Source organism: Massilia sp. CFBP9026 (assembly GCF_034045165.1).
In the GTDB taxonomy this organism is placed as follows: domain Bacteria; phylum Pseudomonadota; class Gammaproteobacteria; order Burkholderiales; family Burkholderiaceae_D; genus Telluria; species Telluria arenae.
The window spans coordinates 38,224-59,467 of sequence record NZ_JAXCWH010000016.1 but is presented as its reverse complement, the minus strand read 5'-3'; the positions used below and the strand labels follow the sequence as shown (position 1 = coordinate 59,467).

General features: G+C 66.8%; 17 protein-coding genes. 10 read left to right on the top strand and 7 right to left on the bottom strand.

Translation table 11 applies throughout. The features are described from left to right. The first annotated feature begins 69 nt into the window (after positions 1-69). The 6 genes from argS to SOM28_RS25690 are packed head-to-tail and all read left to right on the top strand — an operon-like array spanning position 70 to position 5,515. Complete coding sequence (gene argS, locus SOM28_RS25715; RefSeq protein WP_320469903.1) at positions 70-1,782, top strand: arginine--tRNA ligase; 1,713 nt, start codon at positions 70-72, stop codon at positions 1,780-1,782. A 45-nt stretch (positions 1,783-1,827) separates the two neighbouring features. Next, the gene (locus SOM28_RS25710) at positions 1,828-2,496 is read left to right on the top strand and encodes an SPOR domain-containing protein (protein ID WP_123070797.1); all 669 of its coding nucleotides are present in this window, start codon (positions 1,828-1,830) and stop codon (positions 2,494-2,496) included. A gap of 7 nt (positions 2,497-2,503) precedes the next feature. After that, positions 2,504-3,286 (top strand): SDR family oxidoreductase, encoded by a 783-nt coding sequence (locus SOM28_RS25705; RefSeq protein WP_320469902.1) that lies wholly within the window; start codon positions 2,504-2,506, stop codon positions 3,284-3,286. Continuing rightward, positions 3,283-4,047, top strand: coding sequence for a biotin--[acetyl-CoA-carboxylase] ligase (locus tag SOM28_RS25700; protein WP_320469901.1), 765 nt, complete (start codon positions 3,283-3,285; stop codon positions 4,045-4,047). Before SOM28_RS25705 ends, SOM28_RS25700 begins: the two co-directional genes overlap by 4 nt. Then, positions 4,044-4,787: a type III pantothenate kinase gene (locus SOM28_RS25695; RefSeq protein WP_320469900.1), complete on the top strand. Its 744-nt coding sequence runs from the start codon at positions 4,044-4,046 to the stop codon at positions 4,785-4,787. The genes SOM28_RS25700 and SOM28_RS25695 overlap by 4 nt, the downstream gene beginning before the upstream one ends. Continuing rightward, entirely contained in the window at positions 4,781-5,515 is a 735-nt protein-coding gene (locus tag SOM28_RS25690; RefSeq protein WP_320469899.1) for an SPOR domain-containing protein, read from the top strand. Before SOM28_RS25695 ends, SOM28_RS25690 begins: the two co-directional genes overlap by 7 nt. Here the strand turns inward: SOM28_RS25690 and SOM28_RS25685 are convergent. Further along, positions 5,512-9,786, bottom strand: a complete 4,275-nt coding sequence (locus SOM28_RS25685) for a DUF3857 domain-containing protein (protein ID WP_320469898.1) — start codon at positions 9,784-9,786, stop codon at positions 5,512-5,514. The genes SOM28_RS25690 and SOM28_RS25685 overlap by 4 nt on opposite strands. Before the next feature lie 249 nt (positions 9,787-10,035). Between SOM28_RS25685 and SOM28_RS25680 the strand changes: the two genes are divergently transcribed. Both SOM28_RS25680 and SOM28_RS25675 read left to right on the top strand, forming a co-directional pair. Continuing rightward, a complete protein-coding gene (locus SOM28_RS25680; protein WP_123071007.1) occupies positions 10,036-10,821 on the top strand; it encodes a PEP-CTERM sorting domain-containing protein in 786 nt (261 codons plus the stop codon). A gap of 138 nt (positions 10,822-10,959) precedes the next feature. Further along, positions 10,960-11,928, top strand: coding sequence for an IS1595 family transposase (locus SOM28_RS25675; protein WP_320469897.1), 969 nt, complete (start codon positions 10,960-10,962; stop codon positions 11,926-11,928). 64 nt (positions 11,929-11,992) lie between these two features. Here SOM28_RS25675 and SOM28_RS25670 read toward each other — a convergent pair whose 3' ends face one another. The 6 genes from SOM28_RS25670 to SOM28_RS25645 all read right to left on the bottom strand — a co-directional run bounded on the left by SOM28_RS25670 (position 11,993) and on the right by SOM28_RS25645 (position 19,092). Further along, positions 11,993-13,027, bottom strand: a complete 1,035-nt coding sequence (locus SOM28_RS25670) for a septal ring lytic transglycosylase RlpA family protein (RefSeq protein WP_123070363.1) — start codon at positions 13,025-13,027, stop codon at positions 11,993-11,995. 201 nt (positions 13,028-13,228) lie between these two features. After that, positions 13,229-14,347 carry a rod shape-determining protein RodA gene (gene rodA / locus SOM28_RS25665; RefSeq protein WP_123070364.1) on the bottom strand — a complete coding sequence of 373 codons (1,119 nt, stop codon included), beginning with the start codon at positions 14,345-14,347 and terminating at the stop codon, positions 13,229-13,231. A gap of 3 nt (positions 14,348-14,350) precedes the next feature. Beyond that, complete coding sequence (gene mrdA, locus SOM28_RS25660) at positions 14,351-16,297, bottom strand: penicillin-binding protein 2 (protein ID WP_123070365.1); 1,947 nt, start codon at positions 16,295-16,297, stop codon at positions 14,351-14,353. A 28-nt stretch (positions 16,298-16,325) separates the two neighbouring features. Next, positions 16,326-16,844: a rod shape-determining protein MreD gene (mreD, locus tag SOM28_RS25655; protein WP_123070366.1), complete on the bottom strand. Its 519-nt coding sequence runs from the start codon at positions 16,842-16,844 to the stop codon at positions 16,326-16,328. Positions 16,845-16,850: 6 nt separating this feature from the next. Continuing rightward, positions 16,851-17,948, bottom strand: a complete 1,098-nt coding sequence (mreC, locus tag SOM28_RS25650) for a rod shape-determining protein MreC (RefSeq protein ID WP_320469896.1) — start codon at positions 17,946-17,948, stop codon at positions 16,851-16,853. A 100-nt stretch (positions 17,949-18,048) separates the two neighbouring features. Beyond that, positions 18,049-19,092 (bottom strand): rod shape-determining protein, encoded by a 1,044-nt coding sequence (locus tag SOM28_RS25645; RefSeq protein WP_005667820.1) that lies wholly within the window; start codon positions 19,090-19,092, stop codon positions 18,049-18,051. 315 nt (positions 19,093-19,407) lie between these two features. Here SOM28_RS25645 and gatC point away from each other — a divergent pair, with 315 nt between their 5' ends. Next, positions 19,408-19,707 (top strand): Asp-tRNA(Asn)/Glu-tRNA(Gln) amidotransferase subunit GatC, encoded by a 300-nt coding sequence (gene gatC, locus SOM28_RS25640; RefSeq protein ID WP_147936597.1) that lies wholly within the window; start codon positions 19,408-19,410, stop codon positions 19,705-19,707. A gap of 39 nt (positions 19,708-19,746) precedes the next feature. After that, positions 19,747-21,222, top strand: a complete 1,476-nt coding sequence (gene gatA, locus SOM28_RS25635) for an Asp-tRNA(Asn)/Glu-tRNA(Gln) amidotransferase subunit GatA (protein WP_320469895.1) — start codon at positions 19,747-19,749, stop codon at positions 21,220-21,222. Positions 21,223-21,244: the final 22 nt, after the last annotated feature.

Here is a 21,244-nt window from a genome sequence, read left to right as displayed (position 1 = left end):
TGTTTGCCTGCTCATCTTCCCGATAAGAGGCGCCCCCCATACGTAGTACCTAATTTTTCGACCATTCCCATGCTCGCCCAACAAAAACAACAAATCGTTGCCCTGTTCCAGGCAGCCCTCGCCCCGATCGTCGCCGGCACCGACCTGGCCCCCAATGTGGTGCTGGAGCGTCCGCGCGATCCTTCGCACGGCGACATCGCCTGCAATATCGCCATGCAGCTGGCCAAGCAGCTCAAGACCAATCCGCGCGAACTGGCCACCCGCCTGGTCGCCGCGCTGCAGGCCGAGCCGGGCGCGCAGGGCCTGATCGAATCGGCCGACATCGCCGGCCCCGGCTTTATCAACCTGCGCGTGGCCGCCGCCGCCAAGCAGGCGGTGGTGCGCGACGTGCTCGAGCAGGGTGAGGCCTTCGGCAGCGCCGGCGCCGCCAGCGGCCACCATGCGATCATCGAATTCGTCTCGGCCAACCCGACCGGCCCGCTGCACGTCGGCCATGGCCGCCAGGCCGCGCTGGGCGATGCGCTGTCGTCGCTGTTCGAATCGCAGGGCATCGAAGTGACCCGCGAGTTCTACTACAACGACGCCGGCGTCCAGATCGCCACCCTGGCCACCTCGGTGCAGGCGCGCGCGCGCGGCTTCAAGCCGGGCGAAGCGGAATGGCCAGAGTCGGCCTATAACGGCGACTACATCGCCGACATCGCGGCCGATTTCCTGGCCAAGAAGACCGTGTCGGCCAGCGACGGCGCACCGGCCACCGCCAGCGGCGATGTGGAAGACATCGAATCGATCCGCCGCTTCGCGGTCACCTACCTGCGCAACGAGCAGGATCAGGATCTTCAAGCGTTTGGCGTCAAGTTCGACAATTATTATCTCGAATCGTCGCTGTACGCCGACGGCAAGGTCGAGACGGCGGTGCAGGCCCTGGTCGATGCCGGCAAGACGTATGAAGAAGGTGGCGCCCTGTGGCTCAAGACCACCGACTACGGCGACGACAAGGACCGCGTGATGCGCAAGTCCGACGGCACCTATACCTATTTCGTGCCCGACGTCGCCTACCACATCCAGAAATTCCGCCGCGGCTTCGACCAGGCGATCAATATCCAGGGCAGCGACCACCACGGCACCATCGCGCGCGTGCGCGCCGGCCTGCAGGCGGTGAACATCGGCATCCCGCAGGGCTATCCCGACTACGTGCTGCACAAGATGGTCACCGTGATGAAGAACGGCGAAGAGGTCAAGATCTCCAAGCGCGCCGGTTCCTACGTCACCGTGCGCGACCTGATCGAATGGTCGGGCAATGGCGACGTCACGCGCGGCCGCGACGCCGTGCGCTTCTTCCTGATTTCGCGCAAGGCCGACACCGAGTTCGTGTTCGACGTTGACGTCGCCCTCGCGACCAATGACGAGAATCCGGTCTACTACGTGCAGTACGCCCACGCGCGCATCTGCTCGGCGCTGGCCAACTGGGGCGGCGACGTCGCCAGCCTGGCCAAGGTCGATCTGTCGCCGCTGACCGAATCGCACGAGTCGCAGCTGCTGGCCAAGCTGGCGGCCTATCCCGAGATGCTGCAGCGCGCGCAGGCCGAACTCGGCCCGCACCAGGTCGCGTTCTACCTGCGCGAACTGGCCGGCGAGCTGCACAGCTACTACTTCGCGCACAAGTGGCTGCTCGACGACAGCGAAGCCCTCAAGCTGGCCCGCCTGGCGCTGGCCGCCGCCACCCGCCAGGTGCTGCGCAACGGCCTGGCCCTGATCGGCGTCTCGGCGCCGGACAAGATGTAAGGCGCAGGTAGTACCAAGCCCAACGTTTCATCACCAGAAAGCGTCATGACCGACATCCGTACCGTATCGAAGCTTAGCCAACGCTACCAACGCGGCAGCACCCTGACCGGCATCATCATCGGCCTGATCATCGGCCTGGGTATTGCGGTGGCGGTCGCGCTGGTGATCACCAAGGGCGCCTCGCCGTTCACCGACCGCTCCAACAAGATGGGCCGCCCGGCCGACCTCGAGCCGAGCCAGGCGTCCGACCCCAACAAGCCGATGTACGGCAACCGGGCGCCGATCCCGGTGCCGCAGGCGCCGGCCCAGCCGAGCGCGCCGGCAACCGTGCCGAAGGCGCCGCAGCAGCAGCCCGATTCCGACCCGCTGGGCGCCGCCATCGCCGGCATGCAGGAGCCGCGCCCGAGCGCGCCGCCACCGCCGCCGGCCCCGGTCAACACCGCCGCTCCCGCCCCCGGCGCCGCGGCCGTGACCGACGGCTATATCTATTACCTGCAGGCCGGCGCCTTCCGCGAGATGTCGGATGCCGAGAACACCCGCGCCAAGCTGGCCCTGCTCGGCTTCGAGGCCGCGATCAGCGACCGCACGACCGACAGCGGCGTGCTGCACCGGGTGCGGGTCGGCCCCTACTCGCAAGTCGAAGCCGTCAACAAGGCGCGCGCCAAGCTGCTCGACAGCGGCATCGACGTCGCCATCGTGCGCAACCAGCGCTGATCCCACGATGACGCGGACGGAGCGCGTCTTCATCACCGGCGCCTCGAGCGGCATCGGCGCCGCCCTGGCGCGCGAATACGCCGCGCGCGGCGCCACGCTCGGCCTGCTGGCGCGGCGGCGCGACCACCTGGTCGCGCTGGCCGCCTCGCTGCCCCACCCCGAACGGCATCACATCTATGCGGTCGACGTGCTCGACCGCGACGGCCTGGCCGCCGCCGCGCACGACTTCCTCGCCACGAATGGCGGCGCCGACGTCGTCATCGCCAGCGCCGGCATCTCGCACGGCACGCTCACCGACCGCCCGGCCGACCTGGCCGTGTTCGACGCGGTGTTCGCCACCAACGTCAACGCGACGGTCGCCACCTTCGCCCCGTTCATCCCCGCCATGCGGCAGCAGGCGACGCCCTGCCGCCTGGTGGGCATCGGCAGCGTGGCCGGAGTGCGCGGCATGCGCGGCGCCGGCGCCTATTGCGCCAGCAAGGCCGCCGTGCACAGCTACTGCGAAGCGCTGCGGCTCGAGCTGCGCGCCACCAACATCCGGGTGGTGACGATCGCCCCCGGTTATATCGATACCCCCATGACCAGCAAGAACCGTTTTCCCATGCCCTTCCTGATGCCCGCCGACCGCTTCGCGGCGCAAGCCGCCGCCGTGATCGCGCGCGGCGACAGCTACCGCGTATTGCCCTGGCAGATGGGCGTCGTGGCCAAGCTGCTGCGCCTGCTGCCCAACTTCCTGTTCGACCGCCTGTTCGCGCGCGCGCCGACCAAACAGCGCCAGGGGGAGGCATGAACGCCGACGGCATCCGCGCGCTGTCGAAGGCCGGCGTAGCGGTCGAAGTCGTGGCGCAGACCGGCTCCACCAATGCCGACCTGCTGGCGCGCGCCGCGACGCTACCCGCGCCGCTGCTGCTGGTGGCCGAACACCAGACCGCCGGCCGCGGCCGCGCCGGCCGCAGCTGGCTGTCTTCGCCCGAAGGTTCGCTGACTTTTTCGCTGGCCTGGAAATTCGACGGCGGCCCGCAGGCGCTGGTCGGCCTGCCGCTGGCGATCGGCGTGGCGCTGGCCGAAACGCTCGGCGCGCTGGGCCAGCAGGTCCAGCTGAAATGGCCGAACGACCTGCTCAAGGATGGCGACAAGCTGGCCGGCATCCTGGTCGAGACCCAGTCCGCGCCGGGCGGCGGCACCTGGACCGTGATCGGCATCGGCCTGAACCTCCTGATGCCGGACGAGATGGAAGCGCAACTGGGACGCAGCGCCGCCGGCGTGCCCTGGCTGGCGCGCATGGAGCGCGACGTCCTGATAGCGGCCCTGCTCGACGGCCTGGCCGCGGCGCTGACGGAGTTTGCCGCGCGCGGCTTCGCGGCCTTCGCCGCGCGCTGGAACCTGCGCCACGCCTGGCAGGGAGAAACCGTGGTCTTGCTCGACCAGGGCACGGTGCGGCACGAGGGCCGTGCAGCCGGCGTCGACGACAGCGGCCGCCTGCTGCTCGACACGGCGGAGGGCCGGATCACGGTGATGGCCGGCGACGTCTCGCTGCGGGTGAAGACATGATGCTGCTGGTCGACGCGGGTAATACCCGCGTCAAGTGGGCGCTGGCCGATGCCGACGCCGCTCCCGGTGGGTGGCGCTCCCACGGCGCCGTCCTGCATGCGCAGCTCGACGAAGCGGCGGCCGAATGGACGGCCGCCGGGGTCACGCGGGCACTGGTGTCGAACGTGGCCGGTCCGCAGCTGGCCGCGCGCATCGCGGCCCTGCTGCCGACGGGGATCGAGGTCGAATGGTTCGCCTCCACTTTTGAGCGCGCCGGCCTGCGCAACGGCTACCGCGAGCCGGGCCGGCTGGGCTGCGACCGCTTCGCCGCCGCCATCGGCGCGCGCGCACTGGCGCCCGGCCAGGACCTGGTCGTCGCCACCTGCGGCACTGCGACCACGGTCGACGCGGTCACGGCGGATGGCTTGTTCGTGGGCGGCATGATCCTGCCCGGCCTGGCGCTGATGGCGTCCAGCCTGGCCACGAATACGGCGCAACTGCCGCAGGTGGCGCCGGGCGCCCTGCCCGCGCTATTCGGCGACAACACCAACGACGCGATTCTCTCCGGCGTGCTGTCGGCCCAGGCCGGCGCGATCGAGCGCGCCGTCGCCGGCCACCGCGCCTCGGCCTGCATCGTCTCGGGCGGGGCGGCGCCGTATATCGCGCCGGCGCTCAAGGTCGCGCACCAGGTGGTCGATAATATCGTGCTGGTCGGCCTGCAAGCGGCGGCCGCATCGACGAAAGGGGAAACGCCTTGCTGAAATTCGTATTCTGGGCGCTGCTGGCCGCGAACGCGGCGCTGCTGGCCTATGGCCAGGGCGTCCTCGGCCAGCCCGGGGCCGGCGAACGCGAGCCGGCGCGGCTGAAGAACCAGCTGGCGCCCGAACGCATCACACAGCTGACGGCGGTCGAGGCCAAGCGCGCGCTGGATGAGGCCGAGCAGGAAGAAGCCGGAGAGGCCGCGCCGCAGGAGGCCGCCTCGCCTTTACCTCCGCCCACGGCGCCGGTGGCCGTCGCGGCCAACCTGGTCGCCTGCGTCCAGGCCGGACCTTTCAGCGCGGCTGACGCACGCCGTTTCGAAACGCGGGTGGCGAGCCTGGATCTCGCGGCGCGCCAGTCGCGGGTCGAGGTTCCCTTCCAGGAAGTGACCAGCCGCCTGGTCTACCTGCCGCCGAACGGCGGCCGCGAAGGCGCCCAGCGCCGCTCGGCCGAGCTCAAGGAACGCGGTGTCGAGAATTTTTACATCATGCAGGGCGACTCGCCGCTGCGCTGGGCCATCTCGCTCGGTGTGTTCAAGACCGACAGCGCGGCCCAGAAGCTGGTGGCCCAATTGCAGCGCCAGGGCGTGCGCGGCGTGCAGGTCTTGCCGCGCGGTCCGCAGGGTACGCGTACGGCGTTCCAGTACCGCGCGATCGAACCGTCGCTGCGTACGCGGCTATCCGGTATCGCCAGCAATTATCCAGGCGCGACGCTGGGCGATTGCCGTTAGCCTCGGTTGCCTAACTGGCGCAGGCGTGCACGCACCTGCTGCGCCAGCGTGTCGTCATCGAAAGCGCTCGCCAGCTGTTCCAGCCATTCGGTCTCGCCCTCGCGCGCCCATTGTTCCAGCAAATCCCTGAAATACGCCATGTCGCGCGGACCGCCCTTGCCTTCGGCCTGCATGGCGGCAAGACGGACATTGGCTTCGACCAGGTCCGGCGCCAGCGCGTACAGCGCGCGCGCCTTTGCGTGATCGCTGGCGCGGCCCAGTCCGCCCTCGTGGATCAGGCCAAGCCAATAATTGGCGATCGGCTGGCCGGCCGCCCTGGCCTTGTCGAACAAGGCATGGGCACGGTCGTAGTCGCGTGGCACGCCATTGCCCTTGAAATACATGATCCCGAGCCGCAAAATGCCAAGGGGCTCACCGCCGTCAGCCGCCGCCGTCATCCAGCGCACGGCTTGCGCCATGTCCCTGGGCACGATTTCGCCATCCTGCAGGGTGCTGGCAACCTCGGTCATCGCATCGAGGTCGCCGTTGTCGGCGGCTTTCAGGTACCACCGGTAAGCCTCGGCGGGATTCGCGGCCACGCCGCGACCGAAGTTGTACTGCTGGGCCAAGTTGTATTGCGCGGTCACGTCGTCCAATCCGGCGGCCTTCAGGTACCAGCCATGCGCCTGCACGGGGTCGCGCGCCAAGCCCTTCGCGTTTTCCAGGAAGTAGCCATACTTGGTCATCGCCCTCACATAGCCCTGCTCGGCAGACTTGCGATACCAGGCGACAGCCGTCCGTTCATCGGCCGCGACGCCGTCGCCATACTCGTAACGCAGGCCCAGGTTATGCTGTGCGATCGCATTGCCCTGTTCGGCCGACTTGCGATACCAGGCGACGGCCTGCTTCATGTCCTTGCTCAGCCCCTCCCCATTTTCGTACATATAACCCAGGTCGAGTTGGGCCGTGGCGCTGCCCTGGTCTGCCGCGGCGCGATACAGCGCCGCCGCCGCAGGCAGGTCGCGCGCCACCCCGCGCCCCTCGTACAGCGCCCGTCCCAGGGCATAAGCGGCATTGGCCACGCCGCGCGCTGCCGCACGCCCGTACCAGAAAATCGCATAAGCGGGATCCTTCGGATAGCCCTCGCCATCGAAGTAGCGCCAACCCACCATGGCCATCGCGTACGGATTGCCCAGTTCGGCACTGGTGCGCAGCAGCGCCACCGCCTTTTGCTCATCCTTCGGCAACCCCTGCCCGAGCCGGTAGAACTCGGACAGCGCGAAATAAGCCGTGGCATCGCCGTTGTCGGCAGCCCTGCGGTACCACTGCGCCGCCGCGGCCAGGTCGGCGGGGACGCCGCGACCGTTTTCATACGCCCATCCGAGCCTGAACTGGGCCTGTGCATCGCCGCGCTCCGCGCGCCCGGTCAACTGGCGCACATCGGGATTGTCGGGAAGGGACGGCTCTTGCGCGTTGCTGCTCGCGTTGAACTGCTTCCTCAGCTCGGCCATGGCCTGGAAGTACAGGGTGGAGCTGCGGATGCCGGTTTCCTCCAGGCGCCTGAATGCCGCCACGGCGCCCGCCTTGTCGCCGGCCGCCAGCCGCTGCTGCCCGACGTAGAACAGCGCTTCCGTCAACGCATGGGCGCGGGAATGCTCGGGCATCGCGTCGACCTGCGCCAGCAGCGCGTCCTGGCCGATCAGCCCCGCCTGCATCGCCAGCAGCGGCCGGGGCCACGGAGCATCCGGCGCGCTCGCGGCGCGCTGCAAGGCGCCAGGCGGCAGCGGGCGTCGGCCGCGCTGCAACAAGGCGAGTTGGTCGATGATGTCGAGTTCGGCGCCGGCCGACGGGTCGGCCTTGGCCTGCGCGTCCAGATAGCGCCCCATGGCTGCCAGCGCCTGGTCGACCTCGCCCTGCTCCATGAGCGCCCAGGCCAGGTTACGCAGTCCGGTGGCATCCCTGGCGGCCAGCTCGCCGTCGAGCTGGCGGTACAGGCGGACACTGGACGCGTGGTCGCCGGCCTCGAAGGCCAGCGCCGCGCGGCAGGCCCGCGCATCCGGATCGCTGGCGTCGTCCCTGACGATGCGCTGCGCGCGCGCCAGCATGGTCAGGGTGGGCTCCTCCAGCAGCCCCCTGGTATCGCGCGCCAATCTCACCAGCAGGCAGGCATCGGCGCGCGCGATCTTGCCGTCGTCGAGCTTGTCCATCTCCAGCACCAGCTCGCCGGCCACCGCAGCCATGCGCACCAGGTCGACGTCGCGGGCGCTGTAGCCAAGCGCCTGGACGCCGATCTTGTCGCTCGCTCGCAGGCTGTAGCGGCCATATGCCAGCTCGTCGAGCTGCTTGCCTTGCGCGTGCAGCTCCGGCACGTCGGCGGCCGGGATGGTGAGCGCCTTGGCCCGATAGTCGACCATGTGGTTGACCTGGTTGCCGCGGAAGACGTAGCTTTCCTGGGCCTGGAAATAGCGGTTGTCGATATGGCGCGACCATGGCGCCTGCCTGGCGCGCACGTCGTCCGGCCAGACGATGTCGAGACGATAGCGCCCATGGAAGCGCGCCGCCGGCATCTCGAGCGGAAACTGCCGCACCAGGTTGTCCGGCAGCGTCAGCACGCCATCGAGCGGACGCACGCGGTAGTCGATTGCATGCGCGCCATCGACCGGCTTGACCGCCTTGGGCAGGCGAAAACGTGCGCGCAGCTCCAGCTGGTTGGCCTGTTTGTCGTCGACCACCGCGGGCGCTTCGAGCAGGACGACGCCGGGATAGCGCTTCTCGTAATCCCTCAGCGCGGTCTTCTTCAGCTCCAGCGGAGAGAGCGCGGCAAAGCCCGGGCGCGCACGCTCGGCCATCCCGGCGCGGAAGATCTCGCGCGTTGCCAGCGCGGCGTCGCCCTCGTAGTCCGCGACCGTGATGGTTTCCACGACCTCGTATTCGGGGACCTGTCCATCCTGTTCCGGCAGCACGATCAACGCGGTGGCGGAAGGATCGACCGGCAAGCCTGCGGCACCGGGGAACGGCGCCGACAGCTTCGCGAGCGGCGCCTGCTGGCCGGCGCCGGTCGGGTCGACGTAATAGCGTTTGCCATCGACCTGCAACTCCACGATGACGTGGTCGAACCAGCCCGGCGACGGCCCGCCCTTGGCCGGCAGTTGCGGCGCGCTGGCCGACAGCAGCACCGGCCGCGCCGCGATTCCAAGCTCCCCCAGCAGCGCGACCAGCAGGTAGCTCTTGTCCTTGCAATCCCCGAAACGGCGCTGGAGCACCGTGGCGGGGGCTTGCGGCTTGTGCGAGTTCTCGCCGATCGCGACGCTGAAGTAGCGGACCTCGTCCTGCACCCATTGCAGGGCGGCCGCCGCCTGCGCCGAGGGCGTGCCCTGGCTGCGGAACCGGTTGGCCAGTGACTTGAGCGCGGGACTGCTGTCCGCTGGCGGGAACAACCCGCTGGCCCAGCGCGCCACCGAAGCCCAGTCGGGGAATTCGGACAACTGCAGCGTCCTGGCCGGCAAATAATCGCGGGCAACGGAAGGCTCGGACTCGATCGCATCGATGCCGCTGCCCTCGAAGACCAGCATGTCGAGCGCCCCGCCCTGGATGCTGCGGGGCGCGATCGGGACGCTGCGGTAGTCGCCAAGCTGGCGCCAGGCCGGCTTGCGCCCCTTCGGGTAGAGCACGGTCAGCCGGCGCCGCTCGACCGGCGACGCGCGGTCCCACGCATACTCGCCGAACCACTGTTTCCCGAACACCGGGTTGGCGCCCGCCACGCTATAGGTCAGCCACAAGGTATCGCCGATCCTCACGTCTTCCAGCAGCAACTGGACGGTGCTGGCGCCGCCGTACATGCCCTGTCCGAGCGCCTCCTCGCGCTGCAGGACGCGCGCATCGACGGTCGCGGTGCGGTCCAGCACCTTTCCATCGCGCAGAATTGCGACGCGGTGCAGGTTCAGGGTCTGGTAGTCGGCGTGGTAGCTCAGGCTCACCTGCCCGATCGCCGGCAGCGCGCTGCGGTCGTTGACCTGGATCGCGCGGTTGACGAGATAGGCGGGCTGGTCGGCGACGAGCGCCTGCGTCTCGTCGAGGCGCAACACCACGGCATCGAGGCGTTCGGTGCGCGGTATGTCGGCCAGCGGCTGGGCCCAGCCCGGCAATGGCGCCGCGCGCTGCCAGCCTGGCTTGCCTGGCTTGCCTGGCTTGCCTGGCTTGGCAGCGGCAGCGTGCCCGGAAGGGGCGGCAAGGACGGAGGAGACATTCGAGCACGCCAGCAGCGTGGCAAGGGCAATGGGAGCGTAACGCATGAGGATAGTTTTCAGTATTTACTGAAGAGTAACCATGGGCTTTCCGCCTTGCAAGGGTCCTGCGTGGATCGTCGCGCGACTGTAGCGAAAATGAGAAGGGCCGACCTTCGAGGTGTCGAAAATCTTTACATCAATACTTATGCCATAAAACTTAAGTTAATCAAATCAAAGACTTATCGAGCTGGCACGGCAGTTGCTTATTATCAAAACAAGTTGTTTTCATAAAATATAAATTACTCTGGGGAAATCATGAAAAAGATCTTTGGTACTGCACTGCTGGCTGTTGCTTGCGCGATCTCGACCTCGGCCTCTGCCGCAATCCTGGACATGGACAGCACGTTTGGTCCTGGAAAGCTGTCGAACGGTAGCTACAATCCCGTCTACGGCGGACTGTCCAACCTGACCGGAAACTACGAGGTCAACAGCCTGTCGTTCTCCTTCACCTTCCTGGACGATGGCACGGATACCTGGAGCAAATCGACCAAGACCACGACGACCATTGGCAATTACCAGCCGCACCCGTGGACCAACTGGAAGTACCGCGAAGTCGGCGTGACCAATACGACCACCAAGACGTCCGAGCAGGAGAGCGCCATGCTGATGTTCGGCGATCTGGTGCTCGGCAGCGGCGCGACGAAGCTGTTGACGACGCAGGAAACGACCGGTTCGTACTCCTACCTCCACTACGACGGGGCGGAGTGCAAGAAGCAGAAACACAAGGAGAAGTGCACTTACTACAAATCGGTCGTGACCAACACCGATGTCCTGGTCAAGAACGACTACAAGGGCGGCTTCGAGCTGACCGGCACGATCACCGAAAAGTCGCTGATCCAGCAGATACTCGAACATGGCGCACTGTCGCTGAACCTCGCGATCGGCGGCGACCTGATGCTGACCGGCAGCAAGGTCTCGCTCGACTACACGCAGATCGAGACCCCGGCCGAAGTGCCTGAACCAGCGAGCCTGCTGCTCGGCGCCGCCGGACTGGCCGCCATCGGCTTCCTGCGTCGTCGCCGCAACGCCGCACAGGCATAAGCGGTTTCCTTCCGCTCGAAGAAATGGCCGGTTCGCCGGCCATTTTTCATGGCGCTGTCATCGTTAGATATGGATGAGCATTGAACTGCTGAGCTGACCCGCGGTCCAATCCTGGTCGTCATCGATCGGGAGCGCACGATGAAAGCGCCGAAGTTCGAGAAGCTGTTCGCCCAACTGCCTCAACTGAACCAGCCGCAGCGTCAGCAGGTGCTCGCCGCCCTGCATCCAGCAGCCGGGCTCGACCGGGTGGTCGCCCTCATCGACGAGATCCGGTCAAAGGGGCGCTGCTGCCCGGATTGCGGCTGCGAGCGTTGCCATCGGCATGGTCACGCTAACGACCTGCAACGCTTTCGCTGTTGCGCGTGCGGCCGCACGTTCAACGACCTGACCGGTACACCACTGGCGCGGCTCAGGCACAAGGGCAGGTGGCTCGATTATCTGGACACGGTGCTCGATTCCCGCACGGTCCGCTCTGCGGCCAAGCGGGTCGGCGTGCACCCCAACACCACCTTCCGCTGGCGCCATCGCTTTCTCGACCGGGTCAAGGACGACCGGCCCGAGCGCCTTGTCGGCATCGTCGAGGCCGATGAAATGTTCCTGCTCGAATCGCAGAAGGGGTCACGCAAGCTCGATCGCAAGCCGCGCAAGCGTGGCGGCAGAGCCGCCTTGCGCGGCATTTCGCACCACCTCGACTGCATCCTGGTGGCGCGCGACCGCAGCGGCCAGACCATCGACGCCGTGACCGGTCGCAGCGCCTTGAAGGTGGCCCAGCTGGTCAGACACTTGCTGCCGAAACTCGATCCCCAGGCGCTGTTGGTCACCGATGCCAACGCCGCCTATCCCGCCTTCGCCCGTGCCCATGGCGTCGCCCACCAGGCCGTCAATCTCAGTGCCGGCGAACGCGTCCGCAACGGCGCCGAGGGCGCCATCCACGTTCAAAATGTCAACGCCTATCACCGGCGCTTCAAGGAATGGCTGGCACGTTTCCATGGCGTGGCGTCACGCTGGTTACCCAACTACCTGGGCTGGCAGTGGACGCTCGATGGCGGGCGGGTCACTTCTGTCGAACAATTGCTGCGTATTGCATTCGGGGTCATCAACAGATAACGGTGACAGCGCCTTTTTCATGGCGCTGTCGCCGTTGGCCATGGGCCGTCCATGGCCGGACGAATCAGCGCTGGACCACGATCGGCTTGAAGCCAAGGCTGGCCGGCAGCGCGCGCATGGCTTCCAGCGCCTCGGCGCGGCTGGCGTAGGGGCCGCCATACAGGCGGTTCAGGGAACCCACCTTCACCACCTCCAGCTTGCCCAGCTCGACGCCGGCATTGGTGATCTTTTCGCCCATCGCCTCGGCGGTGCCGGCCCGGCCATAGGCGCCGAACTGGATGAAATAACGTCCGGCGCTGGTGGGAGCCGAAGCGGGAGCGGACTCGGCAGCAGCCGGCTCCGCCTGCCTCACCAGCGCCGCGCTGTCGGAATGGATCCGGTCTTCCAGCATCAGCGCCTCGATCTCGGGCGGCGCCGATTGCGCGATCGATGCGACTTCGCGGCGCGCGGCCGCGATCTGCGCCGGCGGGATGATCGGATCGCCCGGGAACAAGCGTTCGATCTCGACCTCGTGGCTCCCCTTGCCCAGCAGGCCGAGCTTGAGCGCCGCCGTATACGAAACGTCGATGATGCGGCTGGCGTGGAAGGGACCGCGGTCGTTGATGCGCACCACGACCGAATTGCCGGTATCGAGGCTGGTCACGCGCACATAGGATGGAATCGGCAGGGTCGGATGCGCGGCCGTCATCTTGTACATATCGTACAGTTCGCCGGACGCCGTGCGCTGGCCATGAAACTTGACGCCATACCAGGTGCTGACGCCACGCGCGCTGTACGGCACGTCATTCCCCAGCGGCGTATAGGTCTTGCCCAGCACCGTGTAGGGACGGCTGGTCCACTTGTTGAAGGGCTCGGCCTTGACCACGGCGTCCGGCACGTCGAGCAGGCCGTCGGGAATGTTGTCGCCGGGGCCGTCGTCCTTGTAGTAACCGCCGCGGCCCGACTTGGCGGCCGGTAGCTGGGGCGCCTTGCCATGCTTGGCGGTCGGTTTATGTGGCCAGGGGAAAGGATTGAGCCGTTTGTGTTCTCCGGTGCTGCTGCAGGCTGATACTAAAATGGCAACCGGTATGACCGCCAGGAAGCTTGTACGAACGCCCATTGGCTGTCCTTTATCGTGTTGGAACGACACCCAGTCTACGATGTCTTGTCGTACTCATCAATATACAGGCATCAAGTCGGGACGAATTGATGCCTGTTTTATCACGGGGCGGGATGATCCGGTGGCCAACCGCGGGCTCCGGTTTAGCGCCGGATATCCTGACAGCCAACCATCACTGCGTGGACGGGGGACCCGTTCACCCTACGTCTGCACCAGTTTACGATGTCTTTGAATACTCATCAATATGCCGGCGCCAAGGCCGAGCGTGATAAAGGCCGTGCCGCCGTAACTCATGAAGGGTAGCGGCACCCCCACGACAGGCAATATCCCGGCGACCATGCCCATATTGACGAAGGCATAAGTAAAGAAAATCATCGCGATCGAACCGGCCAGCAGGCGGCCGAAGGTGTTCGGCGCATTGGCCGCGATCATCAGGCCACGTCCGATCAGGAGCAGGTAGACGAACAGCAGGAACAGGTTGCCGACCAGGCCGAATTCCTCGGAATACACCGAGAACACGAAGTCGGTGGTGCGTTCCGGCACGAATTCCAGGTAGCCCTGGGTGCCCTGCATATAGCCCTTGCCGGTCAGGCCGCCCGAGCCGATCGCGATGATCGACTGGATGATGTGGAAGCCCTTGCCCAGCGGGTCGGAGGTCGGGTCGATCAGGGTCATCACCCGCTGGCGCTGGTAGTCGTGCATCATCGACCAGCCGATCGGCAGGAAGGCCAGCACGCTCACCGCCACCGCGACGATCGCCTTCCACGACAGGCCGGCCAGGAAGATCACGTACAGGCCCGACGACGCGACCAGCAGCGAGGTGCCGAGGTCGGGTTGCTCCATGATGAGGGCGACCGGGATCATCAGGATCACGGCGGCCACGATATAGTGCCGCCAGCCGGCCACCTGGGCCCGGGTCTGGAAGTACCAGGCCAGCATCAGCGGCAGGCCGATCTTCATGATCTCGGACGGCTGGATGTCGATGACGCCAATGTGCAGCCAGCGCTGCGCGCCCTTCTTGATCAGGCCAAACATCGCGACCGCGACCAGCAGGGCCACGCCGATCGCGTAGACCGGCACCGCCAGCCGCATCAGGGTTTGCGGCGCGATGTTCGCGGCTACCCACATCACCGCGAACGACAGCAGGAAGTTGCGGATCTGGTGCTCGACGCGGTCCGGAAAATCGGCGCCGGCCGACATCATGGTGACCATGCTGATCGTCACCAGCATGGCCAGGATCAGGGTCAGCGGCAGATCGAACACCGTGAAATACGGGCGCAGGCGGCGGCGCAGCGAGCGCCGTTCTGGAATATGGGCCATGGCTTACTCGGTTCGGGTGGCGATGACGGGGGCCGCAGCCGGCGCCGCCTTCTTGACGGTGACGGGACGGGCGCCTTCCTTCGGTGCCGGCGGTGGCGCCGGACGCTTGCCGAGGAGCGCGTAGTCGAGCACCTTGCGCGCGATCGGCGCCGCCACGACGCCGCCGAAGCCGGCATTCTCGACCACCATCGCCAGCGCGATACGCGGCTGCTCGACCGGCGCGAAGGCGGTGAACAGCGCGTTGTCGCGATGGCGTTCGTCGATCGCGTTGGCATCGTATTTCTTGCCGCGCAGGCCGATCACCTGCGCGGTGCCGGTCTTGCCGGCCGAGGTGTACGCGGCGGTGGAGAAGGCGCGTTGTCCGGTGCCTTCGCGCATCACGCCGGCCATCGCATCCTTGATGAAGTCGAGGTGCTCCTGCTTCATCGCCAGGCGCCGGGTTTCCTTGGGCACGGTCAGGGTGCGCTCGCGGGTGATGCCGTCCTCGACCATCTTGACCAGGTGCGGCTTCATCACCACGCCGTCATTGGCCAGGATCGCGGTCGCATGCGCCAGCTGCAGCATGGTGTAGTGGTTGAAGCCCTGGCCGATCGAGATCGAGATGGTGTCGCCGCCCACCCATTTCTGGGCCGCGCGGTTGCGCTTGAAGCGCTCGGCCTTCCATTCCTTCGACGGCAGCACGCCGACTTTTTCATGATCGAGGTCGATCCCGGTCGGCTGGCCGAAACCGAATTCGCGCATGAACTTGGAGATGTTGTCGATCCCCATCTCGTTGCCCAGCTGGTAGTAATAGGTGTCGCAGGAGTGGGCGATCGAGTGGTACATATTGACGATGCCGTGGCCGCCCGGCTTGTCGTCGTTGAAGCGGTGCCCGCCCAGCATGAAGAAACCGGGGTCGCGGATCGCGTCCTGCGGACGGCGGTAGCCCATCTCGAGCGCCGCCAGCGACATGAAGGGCTTGAAGGTCGAACCGGGCGGATAGGTGCCCGACAGCGGACGGTTCATCAGCGGCCGGTCGAGCGAGGTGTTCAACTCGTTCCAGCTCTGGTAGTCGATGCCGTCGACGAACAGGTTCGGATCGAAGCCGGGCCGCGAGACGTAGGCCAGCACGTCGCCGGTCGACGGTTCGATCGCCACCAGCGCGCCGCGGTGGTCGCCGAAGGCTTCCTCGGCGACCTTCTGCAGTTCGATGTCGATCGACAGGATCAGGTTGCTGCCCGGGACCGGCGCCGTGCGCTTGAGCGTACGGATCGCGCGGCCGCCGGCCGAGCGCTCGACCTGCTCGTAGCCCGTGACGCCGTGCAGCTGGCGCTCGTAGCGCTTCTCGACGCCTTCCTTGCCGATGTGGTCGGTGCCGTTGTAGTTGGCGGCGTCGTCGCCCTCCTCAATCGCGGCGGCTTCCTTGGCGTTGATGCGGCCGATGTAGCCGATCACGTGCGAGGCCACCTCGCCCATCGGGTACTGGCGGAACAGGCGCGCCTGCACCTCGACGCCGGGAAAACGGAAACGCTGGGCGGTGAAGCGCGCCACTTCGTCGTCGGTCAGTCGGGTGCGCAGCGGCACGCTGGCGAAGCTGCGCGACTCTTCGCGCAGGCGCTTGAAGCGGCGCCGGTCGCGCGCATCGATCGCCACCAGCTTGGCCAGCTCGTCGATCACCGATTCCATGTCGGCCTGCAGCTTGGACGGCGTGATCTCGAGCGTGTAGGCGGAATAGTTGCGCGCCAGGACCACGCCGTTGCGGTCCACGATCAGGCCCCGGTTGGGCACGATCGGCACCAGCGCGATGCGATTGTCCTCGGCCTGCGCCGCGTACTGGTCGTGGTGCAGCACCTGCAGCCAGACCACGCGCGCAACCAAGAGGCCGAAGCAGATGAAGACGAGCGCCACCAGCGCCGTGAGGCGCATCCGGAACTGGTGGATCTCGCGGTCGCTGTCCTTGAACTCGGTCATTCTCGATAAGCCTGGTCGGGTCGCCCGTTCAGATCGGGCGGGTATGGTCGCGGTCGACGGCGCGCCGCTGCGGCGCCAGCAGCAGCCAGGTGATCACCGGCCACATGGCCACCGCCACCACGCTCTCGACGAACGGCAGCAGGCCGGGGAAGCGGCCGGAAACGATCATGTGCACGACCAGCTGGATGGCCTGGGCCAGCAGCAGCAGCGGGAACACGTGCATGGCCTGGGTCAGCAGCGGGAACCACAGCACGCGGCGGTGGATCATGATGGCCAGGTAGGACAGCACGGTGTAGGCGAGCGCGTTCTCGCCCAGCAGGCTGGCGTCGTGCACGTCCATCAACAGGCCCATGCAGAAGGCGACGCCGATGCCGACCTTGCGCGGCTGGTGGATGCCCCAGAACACCAGCACCAGCGCGACGAAGTCGGGCGCCCCGACCCAGCGGCCCCAGGGCATCAGGTTGAGCATGAAGGCGCACACCAGGCTGAAGGCGATGAACAGCGGGCTGACGGGCAGCAGGATGTAATGCGGACGGCGACCGGGCATGGCGGCTTACTCCGTTCGGGCGGCCGGCGCAGGCGCGGTCGCGGTCGTTGCAGGTGGCGTGGCGGCAGGCGTCGCCGGACGTGGCGTGGCCGGCGGAGTCGCCGCAGGCTGGCTGGCCGGCGTCGGCGCGCCATTGGTGGGGGCCGGGGCGGCGGGCGCGCCGGCCGCCGGCAGCGGCGAGGCCGGCAGCGGCAGCGGCGGCACCGGCGCCATCTTCGGCATATTGCGTCGGCTGGCAGCAGGCGGCGCCTCCGGCCCCGGGCGCGGCGGCAAGGCATTGTGCGACATGATCACCAGCACCTGGCGATTGCGGTCGATGCCGGCCAGCGGCTGGCCGACCACGCGGCCGAACGAGCCGGCGGCCTTTTCGACCTGGGTCACGCGCGCCACCGCCAGGCCGGCCGGGTATATGCCGTCCAGGCCCGAGGTCACCAGCACGTCGCCGACCTGGATGTCGGCGTCCTGGGCCACGAAGCGCAGGTCGAGCAGGCCCGTATTGCCGCGGCCATAGACGATGCTGCGCAAGCCGCTGCGCAGTACCTGCACCGGAATGGCCTGGTCCTTGTCGGTCAGCAGCGTGACTTCGGAGGTGAACGGGAACACGCGGGTGACCTGGCCGACCACGCCGGCGTGGTCGATCACCGGCAGGCCGAGCGACACGTCGTCGCGCGAACCGCGGTTGATCACGATGCGGCGGGTGGACGGGTCGCGTGCGTCATACAGGATCTCGGCCATCTGCGACTGCACCGGCAACTGCTGCTTGCCTTCCATCAGGCGTCGCAGATGCGCGTTCTCGGCCATCTGGAACTGGGCCTGCTGCAGCAGCTGGGCGCGCGCCAGCTCCTGGTGCTTGAGGGCCTGCACTTCCTTCTGCAAGGTCGACAGCGACGAGAAATAATCGCCCATATTGGCCAGCGCCTCGCGTGGCATCAGGGCCGCCATCTGCATCGGATAGAGCACGGTGGCCGCGACCTGGCGCACGCCGGACAGCACTCCCATGCGGGCGTCGACGAACAGCAATACGATGGCGATCAGTGCGCAGACCGTCGCCTTGACTCGTGCTGGGGCGCCTTGTTTGAACAGCGGCGGAGGACTGTATTCCATGACGTCCGTTGGTGATAACGCGGGCGATCAATACCAAGGCGGGCAGACGCGCGCAGCTTGTGACCGCACGCCCTGCCCGCCCCCGTCGATCACGTGCGTCTTATTCGTACGAGAAGATCGAACCAAGCTTGTCCATGCGCTCGAGGGCCATGCCCGAGCCGCGCACCACGCAGGTGAGCGGATCTTCTGCGGCCAGCACCGGCAGGCCGGTTTCTTCCATCAGGAGGCGGTCCAGGTCGCGCAGAAGCGCGCCGCCGCCGGTCAGCATCATGCCTTTTTCGGCGATGTCGGCGCCCAGTTCCGGCGGCGCCTGTTCCAGCGCGTTCTTCACGGCCGACACGATCTGGTTGAGCGGATCGGTGAGGGCTTCCAGGATCTCGTTGCTCGAAATGGTGAACGAACGCGGGATGCCTTCGGACAGGTTGCGGCCCTTGACTTCCATTTCCTTGACTTCGGAACCCGGGAACGCCGAGCCGATCGCCTTCTTGATCGCTTCGGCGGTCTGTTCGCCGATCAGCATGCCGTAGTTGCGGCGGATGTAGTTGACGATGGCTTCGTCGAACTTGTCGCCGCCCACGCGCACCGAGCCTTTATAGACCATGCCGCCCAGCGAGATGATGCCCACTTCGGTGGTGCCGCCGCCGATGTCGACCACCATCGAGCCGGTCGCTTCCGAGACCGGCAGGCCGGCGCCGATCGCGGCCGCCATCGGCTCTTCGATCAGGTAGACCTGCGAGGCTCCGGCGCCCAGCGCCGATTCGCGGATCGCGCGGCGCTCGACCTGGGTCGAGCCGCATGGCACGCAGATGATGATGCGCGGCGACGGACGGAAGAATTTCGAGTCGTGCACCATGCGGATGAACTGCTTGAGCATCTGTTCGGTGACGGTGAAGTCGGCGATCACGCCATCCTTCATCGGGCGGATCGCTTCGATATTGCCGGGTACCTTGCCGAGCATCTGCTTGGCTTCCTTGCCGACTGCCTGGATGGTCTTCTTGCCGTTCGGGCCACCTTCCTGGCGGATCGCGACCACCGACGGCTCGTCCAGGACGATGCCCAGGCCGCGGACGTAGATCAGCGTGTTGGCGGTGCCGAGGTCGATCGCCAGGTCATTCGAGAAGTAGCTGCGTAAAAAACCAAACATGGGTGTCCTGATGCGCATCAATGTGCGCCTAAACATTGATCGGGGATTCTGTGCCGCACCTGCCAAGCAATGGGCACCGCGGACTTCACATGCGCGGGCGCCGGGCTTTCGGCACGACAACGCATTAGCCCGCCATTCTACCTTATAATTTGTCGTTTACATGCTGAATACAGGTGGTTTTCCCCACCGAATTGCAAGCGATTTGGACGGTGTTTGCAGGGTTTTATCGCCTTTAAGATGCCGTTCGCTGACAACTTGCTAACATTCATTATTCGCCGAATCACTTTTTGCGCGCTGATGGCGTGCCATATAGCCATGTCCCTGACCCTTTCCGACGTAAAACGCATCGCCAATCTGGCCCAGCTCGACATGGACGAAGCCCATGCCGAGACCGCGCTGGCCGAGCTGAACGGCATCTTCGCGCTGGCCGAGCAGATGCAGGCGGTCGACACCACCGGCGTGGCGCCGCTGGCCCAGCCGCTGTCGGCCATCCTGGCCCTGCCGCTGCGCCTGCGCGACGATGCGGTGACCGAAGAGAACCGCCGCGAGGACTACCAGGCGCCGGCGCCGAAGGCGCAGGACGGCCTGTACCTGGTGCCGAAGGTCATCGAGTAAACCGCCGCTTTCACGAATCGCTTAAAGATCGAACCGCACATGCATAACAAGACCATCAAGGAGCTGTCCGCGCTCCTGCACTCGAAACAGGTGTCCGCGACCGAGCTGGCGCGCCACTACCTCGGCCGCATCGACGCGAGCGGGCATAACGCCTTCCTGCACGTGGACCACGAACTGACGCTGGCCCAGGCCGCGGCGGCCGACGACCGCCTGGCCCAGGGCACGGCCGGCCCGCTGACCGGCGTGCCGATCGCGCACAAGGACATTTTCGTCACCCGCGGCTGGCGCACCACGGCCGGCTCGAAGATGCTGGACGGTTACGTCAGCCCCTTCGACGCGACCGTCGTCGACCGCTTCAAGGCGGCCGGCATGGTCACCCTGGGCAAGGTCAACCTGGACGAATTCGCGATGGGATCGGCCAACGAGAACTCGGCCTATGGCGCGGTGAAGAACCCGTGGGACGCCAGCGCCGTGCCGGGCGGTTCGTCGGGCGGCTCGGCCGCGGCGATCGCCGCGCGCCTGGCGCCGGCCGCCACCGCGACCGACACCGGCGGCTCGATCCGCCAGCCGGCCGCCTTCTGCGGCGTCACCGGCATCAAGCCGACCTATGGCCGCGTGTCGCGCTTCGGCATGATCGCCTTCGCCTCGTCGCTGGACCAGGGCGGCCCGATCGCCCAAACCGCCGAGGATTGCGCGCTGCTGCTCAACGAAATGATCGGCTTCGACGAACGCGATTCGACCAGCCTCACGGTCGAACAGGGCAATCTGCGCGAAGACTATACGCGCGACCTGAACAAGCCTCTGGCCGGCCTGCGCATCGGCGTGCCGTCGGAATACTTCGGCGAAGGCCTGGCTAGCGACGTCGAAGGCGCGGTGCGCGCGGCGCTCGAGCAGTTCGTGAAACTGGGCGCTGTCCTGGTCGACATCTCGCTGCCCAAGACGGCGCTGTCGATCCCGACCTATTACATCATCGCGCCGGCCGAAGCCTCGTCGAACCTGTCGCGCTTCGACGGCGTACGCTACGGCCACCGCGCTGCGGAGTACAAGGATTTGCAGGACATGTACCGCAAAACCCGCGCCGAAGGCTTCGGCAGCGAGGTGAAGCGCCGCATCCTGGTCGGCACCTATGTGCTGTGCCACGGCTACTACGACGCCTATTACGTGCAGGCGCAAAAGATCCGGCGCCTGATCGCCGACGACTTCCAGGCCGCCTTCGCCGACAAGTGCGATGTGATCATGGGACCGGTGGCGCCGACGGTGGCATGGGACCTGGGCTCCAAGGCCAACGACCCGGTGGCGAACTACCTGGCCGACATCTTCACGCTGTCGACCAGCCTGGCCGGCCTGCCCGGCATGTCGATCCCCTGCGGTTTCGGAGAAGGCGACAAGAACGGCAAGCGCCCGGTGGGCCTGCAAATCATCGGCAACTACTTCGCCGAGGCGAAGCTGCTGAACATCGCGCACCAGTACCAGCAGGCGACCGACTGGCACCAGCGTACGCCCGAAGGCGTGTGACGCGCACCCACCGTAGGATGGA

Coding starts and splice junctions, on each gene's coding strand:
- SOM28_RS25710 (WP_123070797.1), top strand. CDS start 1,828: ATGACCGACATCCGTACCGTATCGAAGCTTAGCCAACGCTACCAACGC.
- SOM28_RS25680 (WP_123071007.1), top strand. CDS start 10,036: ATGAAAAAGATCTTTGGTACTGCACTGCTGGCTGTTGCTTGCGCGATC.
- rodA (WP_123070364.1), bottom strand. CDS start 14,347: ATGGCCCATATTCCAGAACGGCGCTCGCTGCGCCGCCGCCTGCGCCCG.
- SOM28_RS25700 (WP_320469901.1), top strand. CDS start 3,283: ATGAACGCCGACGGCATCCGCGCGCTGTCGAAGGCCGGCGTAGCGGTC.
- mreC (WP_320469896.1), bottom strand. CDS start 17,948: ATGGAATACAGTCCTCCGCCGCTGTTCAAACAAGGCGCCCCAGCACGA.
- SOM28_RS25675 (WP_320469897.1), top strand. CDS start 10,960: ATGAAAGCGCCGAAGTTCGAGAAGCTGTTCGCCCAACTGCCTCAACTG.
- gatA (WP_320469895.1), top strand. CDS start 19,747: ATGCATAACAAGACCATCAAGGAGCTGTCCGCGCTCCTGCACTCGAAA.
- mrdA (WP_123070365.1), bottom strand. CDS start 16,297: ATGACCGAGTTCAAGGACAGCGACCGCGAGATCCACCAGTTCCGGATG.
- SOM28_RS25695 (WP_320469900.1), top strand. CDS start 4,044: ATGATGCTGCTGGTCGACGCGGGTAATACCCGCGTCAAGTGGGCGCTG.
- argS (WP_320469903.1), top strand. CDS start 70: ATGCTCGCCCAACAAAAACAACAAATCGTTGCCCTGTTCCAGGCAGCC.
- SOM28_RS25670 (WP_123070363.1), bottom strand. CDS start 13,027: ATGGGCGTTCGTACAAGCTTCCTGGCGGTCATACCGGTTGCCATTTTA.
- SOM28_RS25705 (WP_320469902.1), top strand. CDS start 2,504: ATGACGCGGACGGAGCGCGTCTTCATCACCGGCGCCTCGAGCGGCATC.
- SOM28_RS25685 (WP_320469898.1), bottom strand. CDS start 9,786: ATGCGTTACGCTCCCATTGCCCTTGCCACGCTGCTGGCGTGCTCGAAT.
- mreD (WP_123070366.1), bottom strand. CDS start 16,844: ATGCCCGGTCGCCGTCCGCATTACATCCTGCTGCCCGTCAGCCCGCTG.
- gatC (WP_147936597.1), top strand. CDS start 19,408: ATGTCCCTGACCCTTTCCGACGTAAAACGCATCGCCAATCTGGCCCAG.
- SOM28_RS25645 (WP_005667820.1), bottom strand. CDS start 19,092: ATGTTTGGTTTTTTACGCAGCTACTTCTCGAATGACCTGGCGATCGAC.